Consider the following 20,558-nt stretch of genomic DNA (forward strand, 5'->3'; position numbering starts at 1 on the left):
ACTTAAAGTGCTTTACAAGCACTGTTTTATACCACATAACCACAGAAATTCTGCACGGTTAGCAAGCCCAATCAACAGGTCTTGTACCTGATGCAAGCAATAATCATTGTGGCTATAAAACTTACTTAAATTAAAAATTATGAATATCAATGAGCTTCCAGCCAGTTGCTACCTACGCCCATACCTGTTTCCATCTTTACAGGTAACGGAATTGCAGTACACATGAGTTCATTTACTTTCTGTTTCAGGTAATCTACCTCACTTTTAAGGGCATCAAAAACCAACTCATCGTGCACCTGTAATATCATTTTCGACTGCAAATTTTCTTTCTTCAGAAAGTCATGAATATTAATCATGGCAACCTTTATCATGTCTGCTGCAGAACCCTGTATGGGGGCATTAATGGCGTTTCGCTCAGCAAAGCCCCTGTCTACCTGATTCTGAGAATTAATATCTCTCAGATACCTGCGGCGACCCATAATGGTTTCAACATATTTGGTCTCGCGGGCTTTATTGATGGCATTATCCATAAAGGTTTTAATCTTCGGAAACTCAACCCAGTAGGCATCAATTATGTCTTTGGCTTCACCTCTCGGAATCCCCAGGCGCTGCGCTAATCCAAAGGCAGAAATACCATAAATAATACCGAAGTTTACCATTTTGGCTTTCCGGCGCATATCAGAGGTTACCTGATCTAAAGCTACCTTAAACACTTTTGAAGCCGTAGTTGAGTGAATATCAATACCCTGGTTGAAGGCATTGAGCATACTTTCGTCTTCACTGAATGCAGCCATGATACGCAATTCAATCTGCGAGTAATCGGCAGAAAGTATCACATGGTTTTCGTCTCTTGGTATAAACGCCTTTCTGATTTCACGGCCACGCACCGTGCGAATCGGTATATTCTGCAAGTTCGGGTTAGTTGAACTCAAACGACCCGTAGCAGCTACAGCCTGATTATAGGAAGTATGTATTCTTCCCGTTTTCTTCGATATCAACGCAGGCAGGGCATCTACATAAGTACTTTTCAGCTTGACCAGCTCACGGAAATCCAATATCTTTCTTACAATTTCATGTTCGCTTTCCAGCTTAGACAGCACGTCTTCACCGGTTGCATATTGCCCTGTTTTGGTTTTCTTGGCGTTTTTGTCCAGTTTCAGTTTTTCAAACAGAATCTCGCCTAATTGTTTCGGCGACGCCACATTAAATTCTCCACCGGCCAGCTTAAAAATATTCCCCTGAATTTCCTGAATATCAGTATCAAGCACGCGCGACATTTCGTGCAGTGTCTCCATGCTTACCCTTACGCCTGCCATTTCCATATCGGCCAGAACCGTTACCAGAGGCATCTCAACATTGGCCATTAGTTTTTCCTGTTGTTGGCTCGTATTCAGCCTTGGCGCTAATACCTGTTTCAGTTGCAAGGTTACATCTGCATCTTCCGCGGCATATTCTTTTATTTTCTCCAAATCTGCCTGGCGCATAGATAGCTGCGTTTTACCTTTTTTACCAATCAGGGTTTCAATAGAAACCGGTTCATAGTTCAGGTAAACATTGGCCAGGTAATCCATACCATGCCTTTGCTCCGGCTCAATTATATAATGGGCCAGCATGGTATCATACAGTTTGCCTTTTACTTCAATGCCATAATTTTGCAGAATCATCAAATCATACTTAATGTTCTGGCCAATTTTCATAATGGCTTCGTTCTCAAAAACCTCTTTAAATTCCTGCACAATGGCTAATGCCTCTTCCTGGTTTTCAGGCATAGGTATATAATAGGCCTCTCCTTTTCTGTAGGCAAAAGACATACCTACAATTTCAGCATCAATGGCATCTACCGAGGTAGTTTCAGTATCAAAACAGAATTCATCCTGCTGCGATAAATAATAAATGAGGCTTTTACGGAGTTCTGGCGTATCAATCAGATGATAATCATGTACAACTGTTTCAATGGTATCTTTATTAGAGGCGTAATGCGCCGCAAAGCCTTCTTCATGCTCTTCCGGAAAAAGATTTCCAGCCGGTGCCGCCTCAAACAATGATATCTGCTCACCTGACCTGGCGCCTATGGCCGATTTCTTGCCGGCATCTGCACTGCTTGTGGCTTTTGGGGCTGGTGTTGCTCCGGGTTCGTCTGGCAAAAGCCGCTTTCTTAAGGTTCTGAACTCAAGCTCATCAAGCAACGGAGAAAGTAACTCTACGTGAGGCGGCATAATTTTCAGCCTGTCGGCCTCAAATTCTATAGGTACGTTCAGTTCTATTTTAGCCAGTTCTTTAGAAAGCAAGGCTATTTCTTTATTATTCCTTACCGACTCACCCAGTTTTCCTGTCAGCCTGTCGCTATTAGCAAGCAGGTTTTCAATACTGCCGTATTCTGCTACCAGTTTGGCGGCAGTTTTTTCGCCAACTCCCGGCACGCCGGGTATGTTATCAACGGCATCGCCCATCAGACCAAGAATATCAACCACCTGGTCTACATTTTTTATGTTCCAGCGGGTGCATACCTCATTAGGCCCCATTATCTCAACATCTTTACCCAGAATGGCAGGCTTATACAAGTAAATATGCTCTTCTACCAACTGCCCGTAGTCTTTGTCGGGCGTCATCATGTAAACCTCAAAACCATCTCTTGCTGCTTTTTTGGCTAACGTACCAATTATATCGTCAGCTTCGTAGCCTGGCAACATCAGGGTGGGTATATCCATCGCTTCTACCAGTTTTTTTACATAAGGTATGGCTACGGTAATATCTTCGGGTTGTTCCTGCCGGTTAGCTTTGTATTCCGGGTACATTGTATTTCTGAAAGTGCCACCGGGCAAATCAAACGCCACACCTATATGTGTAGGTTTTTCTTTCTGAATCACCTCCAGCAACGAATTGGCAAAGCCAAAAACACAGCTGGTGTTCAATCCCCTTGAGGTAATTCTTGGTGCTTTCAGAAATGCAAAATGAGCCCTGTAAATAAGGGCCATCGCATCAAGAAGAAATAGTTTTTTGTCCGGCATTACTTAAATTGTCTAAAAAATTGTTGCAAAAACCTTTTCTAAGTCAGATTTTTGTCGAAAATAGAAATAAGGTTCAAATATTCGTCTTTTTTATAAATATGTCTCAACTATGAAGAAATCTTTTTTGACTGGAATTTTAATCATAGTTTATTTAGGAGTATTTGGGCAACAAAAACCAACTGCCAAATCCACAACAACTGGCAAGCAAGTACCGGCCGCTAAAAAAGCTAATCCTCCTAAAACAACTGCAAATGTAAAGCCTGCAACTGTAAATACACAACAGGAAGAAGAAATTGAAGAAATTGACGACGCATCGGCCGCAGATTCGGCAAATGCAGGTTCAACTTTCAGAAAAAAGGAGCCGCAACGTAAATACAACTACGAAACCTCTGACCTGATGGTGCACTGGCATGAGCTAATCTTTGATTTAATTGAACAAACCCAGGGCTACAGCCCCAATGTAGCCGCACGAAACACCGCTTACATTAATATTGCGGCTTACGAGGCAATTCTACCAGCCTACACCGACAATTTTTCGTTATCGGGTCAGTTACAGGATTTCAAAAAGCCCGACAGCCTCTTTATTGACAGCACCTATTTCAACGCCCCTCTGGCTGCCTCAACAGCCATGTTTACCATGGTCGACAAAATGTTTGTGTCGTCTCCGTTTATCTGGATGGAAAAAGTCTATGCCCTTAAAGATTCAATCAATAGTTATTTTTCAAAAAAATTACCAACCGAAACTGTTGAGAAATCGCAAAAATATGGTGTAAAAATAGCCAACTGGGTTTATAATTATTCCATGACAGACGGTGGGCATAATACCTTTATGCGCACTTATGACATGAACTATAAATTGCCTGTTTGTACCTCTTGTTTTGAAATAAACCGCGTGGCCGACCTCGAAAACACAGGGCCGCTGCATCCGTATTGGGGGAAAAACCGCACTTTTCTGCTTGAAAACCAGAATGGCGTAGATATAAAGCCAAAGGTTGAGTTTTCTATTTACCCCAGCTCTCAGTTCTATAAGATGGCTATGGAAGTCTACAATATTTCAAAAGAAGTAAAACCCAACAGTAAGAAACTGCAGATTGCCAATTTCTGGGACGACGCCGCCGCTTTTACCTACTCTGCGCCCGGGCACTCCATTTCTATTCTTACACAGGTATTGAAACAAAATCCGAAAAGCCTTGATGTAGCCGCCGAGCTTTACAGTAACCTGACAATTGGCCTGAACGATACTTTTATTGCCTGCTGGAAAACCAAATACGAGCAGAATTTTATCAGGCCTATTGCGTATATTAAACGCTATATTGACAGCAAGTGGGAACCAGCCCTGCTTACCCCGCCATTCCCGGAGTTTCCATCTGGTCACTCGGCACAATCGGCAACAATGGCCACTATCCTTACCGAAAAAATGGGAGACAACCTGAGTTTTATTGATTACTCAAAATATTTTGTAGGTGCGCCCCGCAAATTCAATTCTTTCTGGGAAGCAGCCAACGAATGCAGTATATCAAGGGTTTATGGGGGTATCCATTTCAGAGATGGTATAGAACAGGGTGCCGCAATGGGGAAAATGATTGGTAAAAACACATTACGCCTGCAATATAAAAAGTAGCTGTAAGGTTTTATGAGTCTACAGCTTCAAATTATTGATAAACTAAAAACCAAATTGATATGAAAAAAACAGGTGTATATTTACTATTCGTGATGCTACTTGGCAATGTGGCATTGGCGCAGAACTTTACGTTAAAAAGCAATGACCTTGGTGGGCAAGCCACCATCAAAGAGTTTTACAATAATTTTGGTTGTGGCGGTAAGAACAGCTCACCTCAATTATCCTGGTCTGATGCTCCAAAAGGTACGAAAAGTTTTGCCGTAACAATATATGATAAAGATGCCCCTACTGGCAGTGGATTCTGGCATTGGGTAATTTTTAATATTCCGGCCGATGTAACAGAATTAAAGGCCAATGCAGGTGATGTACGAAAAGCTATTGCACCTAAGGGGGCAATTCAGTGTATTAATGATTATGGCGAAGTCGGTTACGCCGGACCCTGCCCTCCTCCCGGTGGTCCACATCAATACCTGATAACAGTTTATGCCTTAAAAACAAAGCTGGATCTAGGTAAAGACGCAAGACCGCCTTTAGTAGGTTTTAACCTGAATGCCAATGCCTTAGCTATTGCTTCTATTGTGATGTATGGGCAACGTTTTAATTTTGGGCAATAGTTGAACTTTAAAAGAGATTTTCTTTAGCCCCATCACCTTAGTTGGGAAGGGGCATGTTTAGGTATCATGGAATATCCATATACTTATGGGTTTGCAAACTTACCCTCCATTTCGGGTTTGCTTTCACGTAGTCAATAATCAGCGGTAACATTTCCTGGTGCCTGCTCCATTCAGGTTGTAGTAGCAAAATACAGTTTTCATTCACCGATGCCGCGTATTTTTCTGCAAAGGCAAAATCACTCTTGTTATAAACGATTACTTTCAGTTCATTGGCCTGCTTATAGATGCTTTCATGTGGTGTTTTAAATTTCTTGGGCGAGAAACACACCCAGTCCCAATGCCCGCTCATTTCATATACGCCAGACGTTTCAATATTGGTTTTAAAACCGGCTTTCTGAAGAGAAGCCGTTAATTCATCAAGGTTATACATCAAAGGTTCGCCACCTGTAATTACTGCCATTCTGCCTGTATATGCCAAAGCGCCATCAACAATTTCATCCACAGTAAATTGCGGATGAATGGAGGCATCCCACGACTCCTTCACATCGCACCATACACAGCCAACATCGCAACCTCCTAACCGTATAAAATAGGCAGCTTTTCCAGCATGGTATCCTTCTCCCTGAAGGGTGTAAAAAGATTCCATCACCGGCAGTTTAATTAATTCTGAAACCATTCAAGTATTTTTTTTGCAAAATTATCAATAATCCGGCATTAAAGCGCAATCATGGCCGCAGCTTGCTTACAATCTTGATTTTTTAGAACAAAGCATCATTAAATCACAATTTAAGGGTTTGTTTTTGGTATTTAACAGTCTATATCAGCGATTTTTCAATTTCTGATAAATTTTTCAACCTTTCTTGCATAAAACTCGTTATATTCATGGTTAGATTTGCGTCAAAAAACAGAACATAAATAGATGTCTGAGTCTGAAAAAAAATATTGTGATTCGTTAACCGAATACACCCGTAGAAAAACCGTACAGGTAAAAATAGGTGATTTATGGCTGGGTTCTGACTACCCGATCAGGGTGCAGTCAATGACCACCATTGACACCATGGATACGACAGGGTCGGTAGAACAGTCAATCAGAATGATTGAAAGCGGTTGTGAACTGATTAGAATTACTGCACCCAGCGTAAAAGAAGCACAGAATCTTGAAAATATTAAAAATGAGCTGCGCCGCAGGGGTTATACTACTCCTTTGGTAGCTGATATTCATTTTACACCCAATGCAGCCGAACTGGCCGCAAGAATTGTTGAAAAAGTAAGAATAAACCCGGGCAACTACGCAGATAAAAAGCGTTTCGAGTTTATTGAGTATACCGAAGAAAATTATCAGGCCGAACTGGAGCGAATCAGAGACCGTTTTCTGCCTCTGATAAGAATTTGTAAAGAGTACGGCACTGCCATGCGTATTGGCACCAATCATGGTTCACTATCTGACAGGATTTTGAGCCGCTATGGTGATACCCCACTCGGAATGGTTGAATCTGCTCTGGAGTTTCTCAGAATCTGCGAAGACGAAAATTATTTCAATATCGTTATTTCGATGAAATCGTCTAACCCGCAGGTAATGGTTGAAGCCTACCGGTTGCTGGTGCAAAGACTTGCCGCCGAAAACCTGAAACCTTATCCGTTGCACCTGGGTGTTACAGAAGCCGGTGAAGGCGAAGACGGCCGAATCAAGTCGGCCATGGGTATTGGTACCTTGTTGGAAGACGGCCTCGGCGACACCGTGCGCGTAAGTTTAACAGAAGACCCTGAGTTTGAAGCGCCGGTAGCACGTGCATTGGTAGACCGCTATGCCCATAGAAATGAAAAAGCCCAGCCCATAGCCCCAATTAATACCATACCTGTTAATCCTTACCAGTACCAAAGACGCGAAACGCTCGAGGTTGGCAATTTCGGAGGGTTGAATGTGCCTAGAGTAATTGCTGATTTTTCTGATACGATTGTTGAAAAGCACGAAGATTTAAAGCCAATAGGGCATTTTTATTTACCCCTACCTGATAAATGGCGCATGAATGATATAGGTGCCGACTATATTTTTAGCGGCAAAACGCCTATTCCGTTTATGTTACCCAATGGCCTGAAAGAGATTCTGGATGCCGAAGCATGGAAATTGCATGAAGACAAAGTCAATAAGTTCCCTTATTTTGATAGTAAAAGTTTTGCCGATGCCATTGCAACAAACCAAATGCACCAGGCTATCAATTTTGTAAAAGTAACGCTGGCCGATTTAACACCGGCTTTTGCAGAAATAATAAAACAGCACCCTAATCTGGTGTTGGTGGTTGAAACAGCCAATGAGGCGGCCATGCCAGAACTACGTAAGTTATACTTTGAATTACTGAATGCCGGAATCAAAAACCCGGCTGTTTTGAAACGCAATTACAAAGGCCTGGCAGAAGTAGATGCCCAGTTATATGCCGCTACCGATTGCGGCGGGCTTTTGGTTGACGGCTTCGGTGATGGTATTCTTTTATCGTTCGACAATTCCACTGTTGCCAATAGCACATCGTTTGGTATTCTGCAGGCGGCGCGTACAAGGATGAGCAAAACTGAGTATATCAGTTGCCCGTCGTGTGGTCGTACCCTGTTTGATTTGCAGGAAACCACCGCCTTAATACGCAAACATACAGACCACCTGAAAGGCGTTAAAATTGGTATTATGGGTTGTATTGTAAACGGGCCCGGCGAAATGGCCGACGCCGATTATGGCTACGTAGGCATAGGCAAAGACAAAATTGCGCTGTATCGCGGGCAGAATGTAGTGAAGAAGTCGGTACATGCCGACAACGCAGTCAATGAATTAATAGAACTAATTAAAGAAGATGGTCGCTGGTTAGAGCCAGAAGTATTAGAAATGGAACTGATGAACGACTGACAATTATAGAACCATGATGAATAAAATCAAACATTATCTGGCTATCGGGCCTGTATTTGCTTACTTTCTAAGGGTTTTCCGTAAAGACAAAGAAGGCAAATATCCGCATAGTTTCAACTTGAAAATGATGCACGGAATCAACAGAATTTCTATCATCATCTTTCTTTTCTGTCTGGTGGTAATGGTTACCCGTTGCGCAACACGTTAAACAGTGTGTTATGAATCTTGATTCGTTCAGAGAATTTTGTCTGGCTAAAAAAGGAGTTACCGAAGAAACCCCCTTCGGGCCTGATGCGCTGGTTTATAAAGTAAAGGGCAAAATGTTTGCATTGGTTGGTATTGACAACCATCCGCTGGTTATCAGCCTCAAAAATACACCCGAAAAGAATGAAGAACTCAGGGCAGAATATGACGGCATAACAGGCGCGTTTCACATGAATAAAAGACATTGGAACAGCGTAATTGCAGATGCACGTATAAAAGACCCGGTTGTGAAAGAACTGATAACGGAGTCTTACGACCTGGTTGTTAAAAGTTTACCCAAAAAAACGCAGGAAGAACTCAAAAAAGAATAATCTCATGGAGGCTTTGCTGATTGGCATACCGTTTATGATATTTATCTATCTGAGAATCAGACTAGGTCAGGATGTTACACCCCAGGAGTATGACGAAATCCTGTTCAAAGAAGGCGTAGGGTATTACAATAATGCCGATTTTCTGGCGGCTTTCAGGTACTTCAACCTAGCGGTGCTCAACTATCCCAAATCTTCAACTGCTTATTTATACAGAGGCAAATGTCATTATTATTTTGAGAACTGGGAAGCAGCTCTGGCCGACTTTGAAAAATCTATACGAATAGATAATGCACTGGCCGAAACTTTCCGTTGGAAAGCCCTGTGCCATTATCATCTTGAAGATTATAAAATGTCGCTTTTTGAACTTAAACGCGCTTCAAGAATGTACCTGGATAAAAACCCGGAAGTAATGAGAATGATTGGCGAGCTGGAGTTCAGAACGGCAGATTTTGAAAGTGCAGAAAAAAGTTTTAAAATAGCTGCCCGGTTGGGTGATAACCAATCTACTCAATTGTTAAAAACGCTTTTTTTTGGATATAGTAAAAAAGCATCAAGTTGAATCAAAGAAATGAATGAAAACCAGTATCTGTTTGTGTATGGTACTCTGTTGAGCGAGTACGGAAACATTGAATCGCACGATTGGATAAATCAGTATGCCGAACCTTTGGGTAAGGCAGCTATGGAGGGCAAAATGTATATGGTAGACTACTACCCGGGTATAATACCTTGCCCCAGCGGAGAAAAATACTTTGTAAAAGGAGAACTCTACCAATTGAAAGAACCTGACAAGCTTTTTTCTCTCTTAGACAAATACGAAGAGTACTACCCGATGGACCCTGACCACTCTGAATACGTAAGAAAAAAAGCCAGGGTAATACTGAAAAGCAATCAGCAGGAATACGAAGCCTGGGTGTATTATTTCAATCAGTCGGTTGAAGATCTTGAATTTATGCCCAAAGGAGATTTCATAAACGAATACCATAAATAGCGGCTGAATTACCGGCTCACAAAAACACAAAGTTGGCAGAGAAAAACTGCCAACTTTTTTTGTATTTTTTCAACAATAACTATTATAAAAACACTTATTTTGCTAAATAAGGCAACCTTTGGCAGAGCGGCTGCGTTTTATCTTATAGATTAGTGAATTCACCAAGATATGAAATGAAAAGACTTTACTTGTTGGTCTTATACCTTGCATCCACCATTGCTGCTGCTCAAAATTCTTACACAATTAAAGGCAAAGTAACAGACTTTGTTACGCATGACCCTGTACCGTTTGCCTCTATCAGCTTAAAAAATACCACCATCGGCAAAAACACCGATTTTGAAGGTAATTTTGTTCTCATACTTCCGGCCCTCAATTCAGACTCCCTGCTTATCAGCTGTATGGGCTATGCCAGCAAAACAGTTTTTATTCGGCGCGACTCCCTGACCCAAACAGTCAATATCCAATTAAAACCAACCGAGATTCTGCTGCATGAAATCACTGTTCATGCCGGAGAAAACCCCGCCTGGGCTATTATCAGGAAGGCAGTTGCTGCCAAATCAGAAAACAATTTCAAGAAATTAAGCGCCTTTGATTACAAAAGCTATAATAAAATTGAGGTAGATATCAATAACATTACAGATAAGCTCAGAAAACGAAAACTGGCGCAAAAAGTAAACAAAGCCATTGAAGAACTGGGTACACTAACTGACGACGAAGGTAAGGCACTGGTGCCTACGTTTATATCTGAATCGGTATCGCATTATTATTTCAGAAACGACCCTCGGTTATCGAAAGAAATAATAGAAAAGACCAACATTAAAGGCATTGGCGTTACAGATGGCAGCCTTACGTCGCAGTTGATAGGGTCTACATTTCAGCAATATAATTTTTATGTCAATCAGGTTGATATCCTGAACAAAACTTTTGCCTCTCCTATTGCAGACGACTGGCGCCTGGTATATGATTATTACCTGGCAGACAGCACCTACCTGGGCGATGATTTCTGCTACCGCATTGAGTTTACACCCAAAAGAAAGCAGGACTTAGCCTTTGCTGGCACCATGTGGATACATAAAGGCACCTGGGGAATTGTGCAGATAGACGCGGCCATCTCAAAAGATGCCAACCTTAATTTTGTAGAAAGAATTAAAATCCAGCAGGAACTGGAACCGGTGGATAATATCTGGATGCCCGTTAAAAACCGTATTCTGGTTGATGTCTCCGAAGTTACCAAAGGTTCGGCCGGGCTTTTGCTCAAGTTTACTAACTATAATGAAGATATTGTTATAAATCGCCCCAAAGATGTAAAGTTTTATGCAAGCGGTATTGAGATATCGCCAGACTACCGCGAGACCGACAATAAATACTGGCAGTCGGTACGGCCGGAACCATTTACAAAAGACGAACAACTGGCCTATACCATGATAGATACCATCAAGACTATACCGGCCATTAAAAACTATACAGAAATAGCCAAGATTCTTACCAGTGGCTATACCCGCTTGTTTACAGGCATTGAGTTGGGTTCGTTGGTTTACACTGGCGCCATAAACGATGTTGAAGGCGTGCGCCTCAGGCTGGGCTTAAGAACCAATTATGAGTTCAGCAGAAAATGGGTGCTGGAAGGTTACCTTGCTTATGGCACAAAAGATGAAGAATGGAAAATGAGCGGAGAAGTAACCCGTATATTTTCAAGAAAGCCCTGGACAACCATGAGTATGAAGGTTTCTCATGATATTGAGCAGGTAGGCTTGCGCAAGGAAGACCTGGGGCTGGGGCCTATTTTTTCGGCCTATATGCGTTTCTTCACTTTGAACAGACCGTATTATGAAAACGAAAACAGAATACAGTTTCAGAGAGAAGTATCAAAGGGCGTGTTTACGTCGTTTGGAGTAAGAACCCGGAGTTTCGACCCCCTTTATAATTTTCAGTACAGAAGTTTACCACACATGGGCGACACCTCGCCACTTACCACACGCTTTAACACATCAGAGCTGTTGTCTGAAATAACTTTTGCGCGCGACGAACTGGCTGTTATTAACGATAACGAAAGGCTCAGCTTTGGCACGGTTAAGTCTCCTACCATTACCTTCAAATATACACTTGGCGCCAAGAATATTCTGAACAGCGATTTTAACTACCATAACCTGATGGCCAAGTTCAGCCATACGCTTAATCTCGGGTATTTTGGTAAGACCTACTACAGAGCAGAAGCAGGGGCTATATTTGGTACCGTTCCTTACCCATTGCTGAAAAGCCATCTCGGTAACGAATCCATTTTTATTGTCAGCAACTCTTTCAATCTCATGAATATCTTTGAGTTTGTTAGTGACCGCTACGCCACCGTTCGATACAATCATGATTTTGAGGGCTTGCTTTTTAACCGTTTTCCGCTCATTAAAAAATGGAAATGGAGAACCTTTACCACCGGAAAATTTTTATGGGGTACACTTAGCGATAAAAACTATTCAATTACGCCGCCCAATTCTGATGCCGGCTTCAGGAATTTCTCAGGGCTGGGCAAATCACCTTACATTGAATTAGGGTATGGCGTAAGCAATATTTTTAAGTTTTTCAGGGTTGAAGCCATGCACCGCCTTACTTACCTAAACAAGCCGGATGTACAGCGTTTTGGGGTTAAAGTATCTGCCGAAATAACACTTTAAGCTTTGTATTCTATTTTAAGGAAATAACCCAAAAGAAAAAGGTTTGTTCAATCAATTGCTGAACAAACCTTTTCTTTGATTGCTTATTAATCCAGGTATTATCTGATATACAACAGCTCTCTGTATTTTACCAGTGGCCAGTCTTCATCGTCTATCAGTAATTCCAGTTTATCAACATGATATCTGATTTCTTCAAAGAAATTCTTAATGTCGTTTCCGTAAAGTTTTGCTCTTTCTTCAATGTCGTCTACTGCATTGGCGTGCTTGCGTGCTTCTGTCATCTCTTCTACTTTTTTAGATATTTCAGAAACCCGGAGCGATATTTCTTTAATGATATTCAATACTGGCTCGGCCTCTTTGTTTAATTCCATATCGCGCAGTGCCTTGGCGGTTTGCACCATCTTGCCCTGATAATTAACGGCCGTAGAAACTACGTGATTCATTGCCAGGTCGCCGATAAGGCGAGATTCAATCTGAATTTTCTTGATATAATTCTCCAGTTCTATTTCATAGCGGGCATGAATTTCTCGCTCTGTCAGCACGCCGAGTTTTTCAAATACTGCAATAAATTCAGGTTTCAGATAAGCTTTCAGCGCCTCAGGAGCACTGGCAACATTAGACAAGCCTCTTCTGGCCGCTTCATCTTTCCACTCGTCAGAATAACCGTTTCCTTCAAACAATATCTTCTTTGACTCCTTAATATAGCCTTTCAGAATCTTTACAATTACCTCTTCTTTTTTACCTTCATGCTCGGTCATTTCCGCATCAAAATCCTGGCGGAATTTTATTAGCTGATTAGCCACAATGGTATTCAGCACCATCATAGGCTGAGCTGAGTTGGCAGAACTACCCACAGCGCGGTATTCGAACTTATTACCGGTAAATGCAAACGGCGATGTGCGGTTTCTATCGGTATTATCAAGCAAAATAGACGGAATACGATTCAAACCCAGTTTAATATACGCGTTCTCACCTTTCTCAATAGAAACTATTTCTTTGTTTTCTATGTCTTCCAGTACCTTAATCATTTCTGAACCCAGGAAGATAGAAACAATGGCCGGAGGCGCCTCATTAGCGCCCAGGCGGTGTTCGTTGCCTGCGGTGGCGATACTGGCTCTCAGCAAATCGGCATTGTCGTGCACAGCTTTTATTACATTTATCAGAAACGTTACAAAACGTAAGCTCTCTTTAGGTTTGGTACTTGGGCCTAAAAGGTTTACGCCGGTATCTGTACCCATCGACCAGTTGTTGTGCTTACCGCTACCGTTAATACCAGCAAATGGTTTTTCATGAAACAAAACTTCAAAGTGGTGTTTTTTAGCTACTTTACGCATTACGTCCATTAACAGAATGTTGTGGTCGCAGGCAAGATTTACTTCTTCAAAAGTAGGGGCTACTTCAAACTGAGCCGGGGCTACCTCGTTATGACGCGTTCTAACCGGAATACCCAGTTTAAGGCACTCAAATTCAAAGTCAACCATAAAGGCATTAACTCTTGGGGCAATACTGCCAAAGTAGTGGTCTTCCAGCTGTTGGCCTTTTGCCGGGGCATGGCCAAAAACAGTTCTACCGGCCATCATCAGGTCAGGTCTGGCATTGAATAAGGCCTTATCCACGAGAAAATACTCCTGTTCTGCACCTAATGTAGCTGATACTTTCTCAACATGGCGGTCAAAAATAGTTGCTACTTCGGTAGCAGCTTTGTCGAGCACCGATAGAGACTTTAACAACGGCGATTTGGAATCAAGCAACTCACCTGTGTACGACACAAAAATAGAAGGTACACAAAGCGTACCTGTGCCGGCGTCGTTGTAAATAATAAACGCCGGAGAAGTAGGGTCCCAGGCGGTATAACCACGCGCCTCAAAAGTGGCCCTGATACCCCCGCTCGGAAACGAAGAGGCATCTGGTTCTTGCTGCACCAATGAGCTGCCTTTGAATTTCTCCAGAGCTTTGCCGTCAAAATTAATGTCAAAAAAAGCATCATGTTTTTCGGCAGAGCCACCCGTTAAAGGTTGAAACCAGTGCGTATAGTGTGTGGCACCTTTTGAAACCGCCCACGATTTCATGGCAGACGCCACCTCGTCAGCTATCTCACGATCAATTCTTTCACCACTCTTAATGGCTGTTGTTACTTTGGTATATGCCTCCGGCGACAACATGGCGCGCATCACGTCATCATTAAAGATATTTGCGCCATAGTATTCTGTTACTTTGCCAGCAGGTATGTCTACTTTAATAGTTTGGCGGGTTTGGGCTTCATCTACCGCCTTAAATCTTAATCTTGCCATTTTTTATTAGTAGTTTTGTTGAGATGTCCTATATTTGGGGTTAAAAATAGAGAAAGAACATCGATTAAAAAAGCATTTATAACTTTTGCACAAAAAGTGATATTTCTTTATTAAAAACAAATCTGCCAGCCTCAATTATTGGCTGCGCAAACTTTGTATAAAGCTTGAGCTAATTTTACTAAACCGATTCAATGAAAGAAAGATTACAATTTTTACTGATTTACTATGGGTTTTGGGTTATCTTCTTTCTGGTTGCAAGACTAATTTTTTTGGGTTATCATATTGAAGACACCAAACTGCTTACCTTGCAAACCGTATGGGGGATTTTCTGGAACGGTATAAGAATGGATTTTTCAATGGCAGGTTACCTGTCTGTTATTCCTTTTTTGCTGGTGGCATTCTCTAACTTCATTAAAAAAAGCAGGCTCGAAAACTGGATTTTCAGCTATACTTTTATAATGGTTCTTTTTGCCAATCTCATTGTTGTAATTGACCTTCAGGTTTTTAATACCTGGGGATACCACCTGGATGCCACCCCTTTGCGGTATCTGAAAACACCGCGCGAAGCTTGGGCATCGGTTAGTTCTTCTCCGCTGTTACAGTTGTTTCTCAGCTTTCTGATACTGCTAACCGTTGCGTCATTAATTGTTTACAGAATCATAACGCGAAATATTGACAACTGGAATTACATTGACAATCTGCCATTTATACCGGTTGCAATACTTGTTACCGGCTCGCTGATAATACCCATACGCGGCAGCCTGGGGGTATCGCCCATGAACCAGAGTACCGTTTATTTTTCTACCAATAATTTTGCCAATATTGCTGCGGTTAACCCCACCTGGAACTTCTTCAGCTCGCTGGTTAATGGTTCTATAGATAAGGTAAATCCTTATACCTACCTGCCTAAAGAAGAATTGAGCGACAAAATCAAGGAATTATATGTGAGCTCAAAAAAAGGGCAGAAAATTTTAAAACAGGGTATCAAAAAACCGAATGTACTGATTGTAATCTGGGAGAGTTTTACAAAAAAGGCAACCGGACATCAGATTAACGGTGTTGAAGTTACACCCCGTTTCAATGCACTGAAAAAAGAAGGCGTTTATTTTTCGAATATTTATGCCAGCGGCGACAGAACAGACAAAGGTATACCGGCTATTTTGAGTGGGTATCCGGCACAGCCAATTGCATCTATCATTACAGAACCCAACAAATCGGCCAAGTTGCCGGTTTTAAGTAAAGATTTTGAGCAGAACGCCTACGCAACCGATTTTTATTATGGCGGAGAAATTGAATTTGCCAATATTAAGTCTTATCTCTATTCTTCTGATTTTCAGAAGATTGTGAGCAAGCAGGATTTTGATTCAAAATACTGGAACTCTAAATGGGGTGCGCATGATGACATCGTTTTTAACAAGTTTCTGGCCGACCATGCTACTATGAATCAGCCCTTTTTCTCGACCATATTAACGCTGAGCAGCCATGAACCATTTGAAATTCCGATTGCCAACGCATTTGAGGGTGATGATGAGCAAACAAAATTCATGAATGCCATGTATTATGCTGATCATTCGCTCGGAGACTTTATTGAAACGGCTAAAAAACAGCCCTGGTGGAATAACACCCTGGTTATTATTATAGCCGACCACGGCCACCGGATACCGCCAACTGGCAAAAAAGTTGATGATTTTAAAATACCGATGCTTTGGCTGGGTGGCGCTTTGGCTAAAACAGGCATTGAGATTTCGTCGGTGGCATCGCAGATAGACATTTCAGCTACTTTGTTGCATCAGGTGGGTTTTAATGCCTATGCCTATAACTGGAGTAAAAATATTTTTGACCCCAAAGTAAGACCTTGGGCGTTTTTCTCGTTTAATAATGGGTTTGGGTTTGTGCAACCAAAGAAAAACCTAATTTTCGACAACATCGGTAAGAAAATGATTGAGTCTGACGGAGACATTACCCCTCATGACCTTGAATTAGGCAAAGCGCTCATCCAGCGTACTTTTCAGGATTACCTAGATAAATAGCCATGAGCAAGATAGAAATTCCTGACCATACCATATTTGTGTGCGACGGTAGTAAATGCGGTAAATACAGCAAAGAAATAAGGAAGGTTTTTAAAGAGAAAATCAAAGAAAACCATCTGAAAGCAGAAGTATTGCTTGTAAAGATGGACTGCTCTGATAATTGCGATTACGCTCCTGTGGTTTGTTTTCAGCCCGAAAACGCCTGGCATGGAGAAGTAACAGAGAAAAAAGCAGAGAAATTTTTTGGTAAATATATACTGGGTGAATAAAACCTGATAGGCTTCATTTCTCTCCGCCTCGGCAGTATGACCCCACATGAGGGAGCAAACACCGTGCGGAGAGATTTTTGTTTTACTACTTCTCTACTGTGGAGGAAGGTTGGGATGAAGCCTTACGAATTAATCTGCACCACCCTACGCATACGTTTGGCAGCCTCTATCATGTTTTTAAGGGCTTCTTCGGTTTCTTGCCAGCCTCTGGTTTTAAGGCCGCAGTCGGGGTTCACCCACAAGTTGCGGGCAGGTATTACCTCCAGGGCCTTATCGAGCAAGGAAACCATTTCTTCAACAGTCGGAATCCTCGGAGAATGTATGTCATAAACCCCCGGCCCTATTTCGTTCGGATATTTAAAGTCTGCAAAGGCCTTTAGTAATTCCATCTGAGAGCGCGACGTCTCAATGGTTATCACATCTGCATCCATAGCTGCAATAGATGAAATGATGTCGTTAAACTCAGAATAACACATGTGCGTATGTATCTGCGTTTCGTCTTTCACCCCGGCTGCGCTCAACCTGAAAGCATTCACGGCCCATTTCAGGTATTCGTCCCATTTCGATTTTCTGAGTGGCAAGCCTTCTCTGATAGCCGGCTCATCTATCTGTATCACCTTAATGCCTGCTTTTTCTAAGTCAACTACCTCATCTCTGATGGCCAGCGCAATCTGGAAAGCCGTTTGCGAGCGGGGTTGGTCGTCTCTCACAAATGACCATTGCAATAGGGTAACCGGCCCGGTAAGCATGCCTTTCATTAAACGTTTTGTTTTTGACTGCGCAAAGGCAGACCAGCGGACTGTCATGGCTTGTGGGCGTTCTATGTCGCCGTAGATGACGGGTGGTTTTACACAACGGCTACCATAGCTTTGTACCCATCCGTTTTGTGTAAATACGTAGCCCGTCAGTTGCTCGCCGAAATATTCAACCATGTCGTTTCTTTCAAACTCTCCGTGTACCAGCACATCAATGCCCAGGTCTTCCTGCCAGCAGATTGCTTTTTGAATCTCTTCTTCAATAAGTTTTTCGTAGGTTTCGGGCGATATTTCTCCTTTTTTCAGGCTTACACGTAATTTTCGTATTTCTAAGGTCTGTGGAAACGACCCAATGGTGGTTGTAGGAAAAACCGGCAGATTCAGAGCCTTCCACTGCAGCTTTTGTCTGATCTCAAAATTGCTTGCACGGTTAAAATCATGCGCATTTAATTTCCCCAATCGTTCTTTTACGATAAATTTGTGAATTTTTGCCGATTCCCTGCGTTGCCTGATTGCCTGCTGGTTTTCTGTCAGTGTGTCCAAAAACGTATTTGTTGTGTCTGGCTCAGCCAGTTTGGCAAGGGTACACACTTCCCAGAGCTTTTGTCTCGCAAAGGCAAGCCAGTTTTTGATTTCAGTCGGGAGCGACTCCTCATCTTTTTCAAATGCAAGGTCGCAAGGCACATGCAATAATGAGCATGACGGGGCAACCGCCACCCTGCCTGCACCAAGCGTTTTCAAAGCTGTTTTTATAAGCACTAAGGAAGCTGTAAAATTGTTTTTCCAGATATTCCGGCCATCCACTATTCCTAATGAAAGAATTTTTTCTGAAGCCTTGAAACCTTCATTGCTTAAAATAGCCTCTAACTGCTGTGGCGCTCTGGCCAAATCAATATGCAGGGCATCAACAGGTAAAGAAAGCGCCAGCTCGAAATTATTCCCCAGGTCTTCAAAATAAGTGGCAAGTAAAATTTTTTGTTCAGGCAGGGCCTTCCTGATTACCTGATAAGCCTTGGCAAAGGCTGTCTTTTCTTCTTCGCTCAGGTCCATTACCAGATAAGGTTCATCTATCTGAATCCATTCTGCACCTTTAGAAGATAGTTCCTGCAATATTTCAAGGTAAACTGGTAAAAGTGTTTCCAGCAGGTCTATTTTATTAAAACCCGCTTCTTTTTCTTTACCTAGTAACAAATAAGACACCGGCCCAATCAATACCGGCTTTGTTAAAAATCCCTGCTCTCTGGCTTCTTCAAACTCTTCTATGGCTTTCTTCGAGAAATTGCTGAACTGCTGATTTTTTATAAATTCTGGCACAATGTAATGGTAGTTGGTGTCAAACCACTTGGTCATTTCCATAGCGCTTATGTCCATACCGTCTTTTTGTACACCCCTTGCCATAGCGAAATAGAGCTCCAGTTCATGTGCCTGCAAAGAATGGTATCGCGTAGGTATCGCCCCCAACATGAGCGACATATCCAGCACCTGGTCGTACAATGAAAAATCGTTAGACGGTACAAGCTCAATACCTGCTTCTGTTTGAATCTGCCAGTTTTTGAGCCTGATTTGTCGGCCGGTGTCCAACAATTCTTCTTTTGTGATTTTACCTGCCCAGAATGCCTCGCAGGCTTTTTTTAATTCGCGTTTGTTACCGATGCGCGGGTAACCCAGATTGTGAGTAAACATTTGATTGATTTGTTAAAGGTTATCATTACCCCGAACCCACCAATTCCCGTTTCAAGGCCGGGATTTTACAGAAAAAACAAAGCAATGCCAGCCCAACCATTTATTAATGGCCGGAACATCCTTTTTTTTGATTCCATAAAAACAATGCTTGACTAAAACCTTAATCGTGAAGGCGTAGTCATTTAGGTTAACGGCAAGTATCTGACTTTTAAACTGTTCTCTAAAGAACATTTAATTACAGTAGCACGTCTGTTCGTGATTCTCACACGATTCCTTCTTGGTTTTATTAAAGCAAGCCTCAATAAAAACCGTTAACCCGATTGAAAGGTATTGCGAAGACACTGCAAAAGTAAAATAAAACATCTATTATTAAAACAAAAACAAGATAAAATATCCAATTGTAATTACAATTATAGATACTTATACTACACTATTACGATTTAACGGATAAAACAATTTTTTGCAGCACGCATAAAAACAAAAAAAGCACAGGCCATACCTGTGCTTTATCTTACAGAAAACAAAACTCTATTCTTCTGTGCCTATTTTTCCTATTTCTTTATCAACTACAAACAATCCTGTTCCGTCAGTACCAATCACATCAAACAGTTCAAGGGCACGGCGTGCGTTGGCTTCTTCTTCAATTTGTTCTTTTACAAACCATTGTAAGAAATTCTCAGTGGCGTAATCTTCAGCATTACGGCATTTGGTAACCAGTTTATTGATAGCATGCGTTACGTTAATCTCGCTTTGTAAGGCGGCTTCAAATACACTCTGGAAAGTCCCCCACTCTAATTGCGGCGTTTCAACGGCAGGGCTGATGGCTGTTCCGCCTACAGATGCTACGTAATGGAAAATTTTCAGCATGTGCTCGCGCTCTTCGTTCGACTGGCGATACAGGTATTCGGCGCTTTTTATGTAGCCATTGCGCTCACACCATGAACCCATCGACAAATATTTGGCAGAAGCCTCAGCTTCCATTTTTATCTGCGCATTTAATGCGGTTTCAATTTCTTCTTTAAGAGACGTACGAAGTCTAACCAGGTCTTTCATAATATAAATAATATTGTTTGTTCAAATGTATGACAATATTACAATCAGAAAACCGTAATTGTTCAAATAATAGCCCGAAAAGATAAAATTTAGAGATAATCTAAATATAGAGAAG

At 41.9% G+C, this 20,558-nt stretch carries 15 protein-coding genes; 10 read left to right on the top strand and 5 right to left on the bottom strand.

The features are described 5' to 3' along the window. Positions 1-146: 146 nt before the first annotated feature. On the bottom strand, positions 147-3,008 hold the full coding sequence (polA, locus tag C0V77_RS13905; RefSeq protein ID WP_101726948.1) for a DNA polymerase I: 2,862 nt from the start codon (positions 3,006-3,008) through the stop codon (positions 147-149). Positions 3,009-3,117: 109 nt separating this feature from the next. On the opposite strand from polA, the gene C0V77_RS13910 reads away from it, so the two are divergent. Continuing rightward, positions 3,118-4,629, top strand: coding sequence for a vanadium-dependent haloperoxidase (locus C0V77_RS13910; RefSeq protein ID WP_101726949.1), 1,512 nt, complete (start codon positions 3,118-3,120; stop codon positions 4,627-4,629). Positions 4,630-4,688: 59 nt separating this feature from the next. Further along, a complete protein-coding gene (locus C0V77_RS13915; protein ID WP_101726950.1) occupies positions 4,689-5,243 on the top strand; it encodes a YbhB/YbcL family Raf kinase inhibitor-like protein in 555 nt (184 codons plus the stop codon). Between the two features lie 64 nt (positions 5,244-5,307). On the opposite strand, the gene C0V77_RS13920 is transcribed toward C0V77_RS13915, so the two are convergent. Next, a complete protein-coding gene (locus C0V77_RS13920) occupies positions 5,308-5,889 on the bottom strand; it encodes a 7-carboxy-7-deazaguanine synthase QueE (protein ID WP_101727197.1) in 582 nt (193 codons plus the stop codon). Between the two features lie 273 nt (positions 5,890-6,162). Between C0V77_RS13920 and ispG the strand changes: the two genes are divergently transcribed. The 6 genes from ispG (at position 6,163) to C0V77_RS13950 (ending at position 12,362) form a co-directional block, all read left to right on the top strand. After that, complete coding sequence (gene ispG / locus C0V77_RS13925) at positions 6,163-8,133, top strand: (E)-4-hydroxy-3-methylbut-2-enyl-diphosphate synthase (RefSeq protein WP_101726951.1); 1,971 nt, start codon at positions 6,163-6,165, stop codon at positions 8,131-8,133. A gap of 16 nt (positions 8,134-8,149) precedes the next feature. Beyond that, on the top strand, positions 8,150-8,341 hold the full coding sequence (locus C0V77_RS13930) for a DUF6728 family protein (RefSeq protein WP_101727198.1): 192 nt from the start codon (positions 8,150-8,152) through the stop codon (positions 8,339-8,341). Between the two features lie 10 nt (positions 8,342-8,351). After that, positions 8,352-8,708: an MmcQ/YjbR family DNA-binding protein gene (locus C0V77_RS13935; RefSeq protein ID WP_101726952.1), complete on the top strand. Its 357-nt coding sequence runs from the start codon at positions 8,352-8,354 to the stop codon at positions 8,706-8,708. Positions 8,709-8,712: 4 nt separating this feature from the next. Next, positions 8,713-9,267, top strand: coding sequence for a M48 family metallopeptidase (locus tag C0V77_RS13940; RefSeq protein WP_143706098.1), 555 nt, complete (start codon positions 8,713-8,715; stop codon positions 9,265-9,267). 9 nt (positions 9,268-9,276) lie between these two features. Further along, complete coding sequence (locus C0V77_RS13945; protein ID WP_101726954.1) at positions 9,277-9,696, top strand: gamma-glutamylcyclotransferase; 420 nt, start codon at positions 9,277-9,279, stop codon at positions 9,694-9,696. Positions 9,697-9,869: 173 nt separating this feature from the next. After that, positions 9,870-12,362 (top strand): DUF5686 and carboxypeptidase-like regulatory domain-containing protein, encoded by a 2,493-nt coding sequence (locus tag C0V77_RS13950; protein ID WP_101726955.1) that lies wholly within the window; start codon positions 9,870-9,872, stop codon positions 12,360-12,362. Positions 12,363-12,460: 98 nt separating this feature from the next. On the opposite strand, the gene C0V77_RS13955 is transcribed toward C0V77_RS13950, so the two are convergent. Then, positions 12,461-14,653 (bottom strand): glutamine synthetase III, encoded by a 2,193-nt coding sequence (locus C0V77_RS13955; RefSeq protein WP_101726956.1) that lies wholly within the window; start codon positions 14,651-14,653, stop codon positions 12,461-12,463. Between the two features lie 191 nt (positions 14,654-14,844). Between C0V77_RS13955 and C0V77_RS13960 the strand changes: the two genes are divergently transcribed. Together C0V77_RS13960 and C0V77_RS13965 are read left to right on the top strand one after the other, a co-directional pair. Then, complete coding sequence (locus tag C0V77_RS13960; RefSeq protein WP_101726957.1) at positions 14,845-16,683, top strand: LTA synthase family protein; 1,839 nt, start codon at positions 14,845-14,847, stop codon at positions 16,681-16,683. A gap of 2 nt (positions 16,684-16,685) precedes the next feature. Continuing rightward, positions 16,686-16,952, top strand: a complete 267-nt coding sequence (locus C0V77_RS13965; RefSeq protein ID WP_101726958.1) for a ferredoxin — start codon at positions 16,686-16,688, stop codon at positions 16,950-16,952. 122 nt (positions 16,953-17,074) lie between these two features. On the opposite strand, the gene metE is transcribed toward C0V77_RS13965, so the two are convergent. Both metE and C0V77_RS13975 read right to left on the bottom strand, forming a co-directional pair. Then, positions 17,075-19,390 (bottom strand): 5-methyltetrahydropteroyltriglutamate--homocysteine S-methyltransferase, encoded by a 2,316-nt coding sequence (gene metE / locus C0V77_RS13970; protein WP_101726959.1) that lies wholly within the window; start codon positions 19,388-19,390, stop codon positions 17,075-17,077. 528 nt (positions 19,391-19,918) lie between these two features. After that, on the bottom strand, positions 19,919-20,443 hold the full coding sequence (locus C0V77_RS13975) for a ferritin (protein WP_101726960.1): 525 nt from the start codon (positions 20,441-20,443) through the stop codon (positions 19,919-19,921). Positions 20,444-20,558 lie beyond the last annotated feature (115 nt).

The sequence above is a fragment of the Emticicia sp. TH156 genome (assembly GCF_002855535.1).
Classification (GTDB): Bacteria; Bacteroidota; Bacteroidia; order Cytophagales; family Spirosomataceae; genus Emticicia; species Emticicia fluvialis.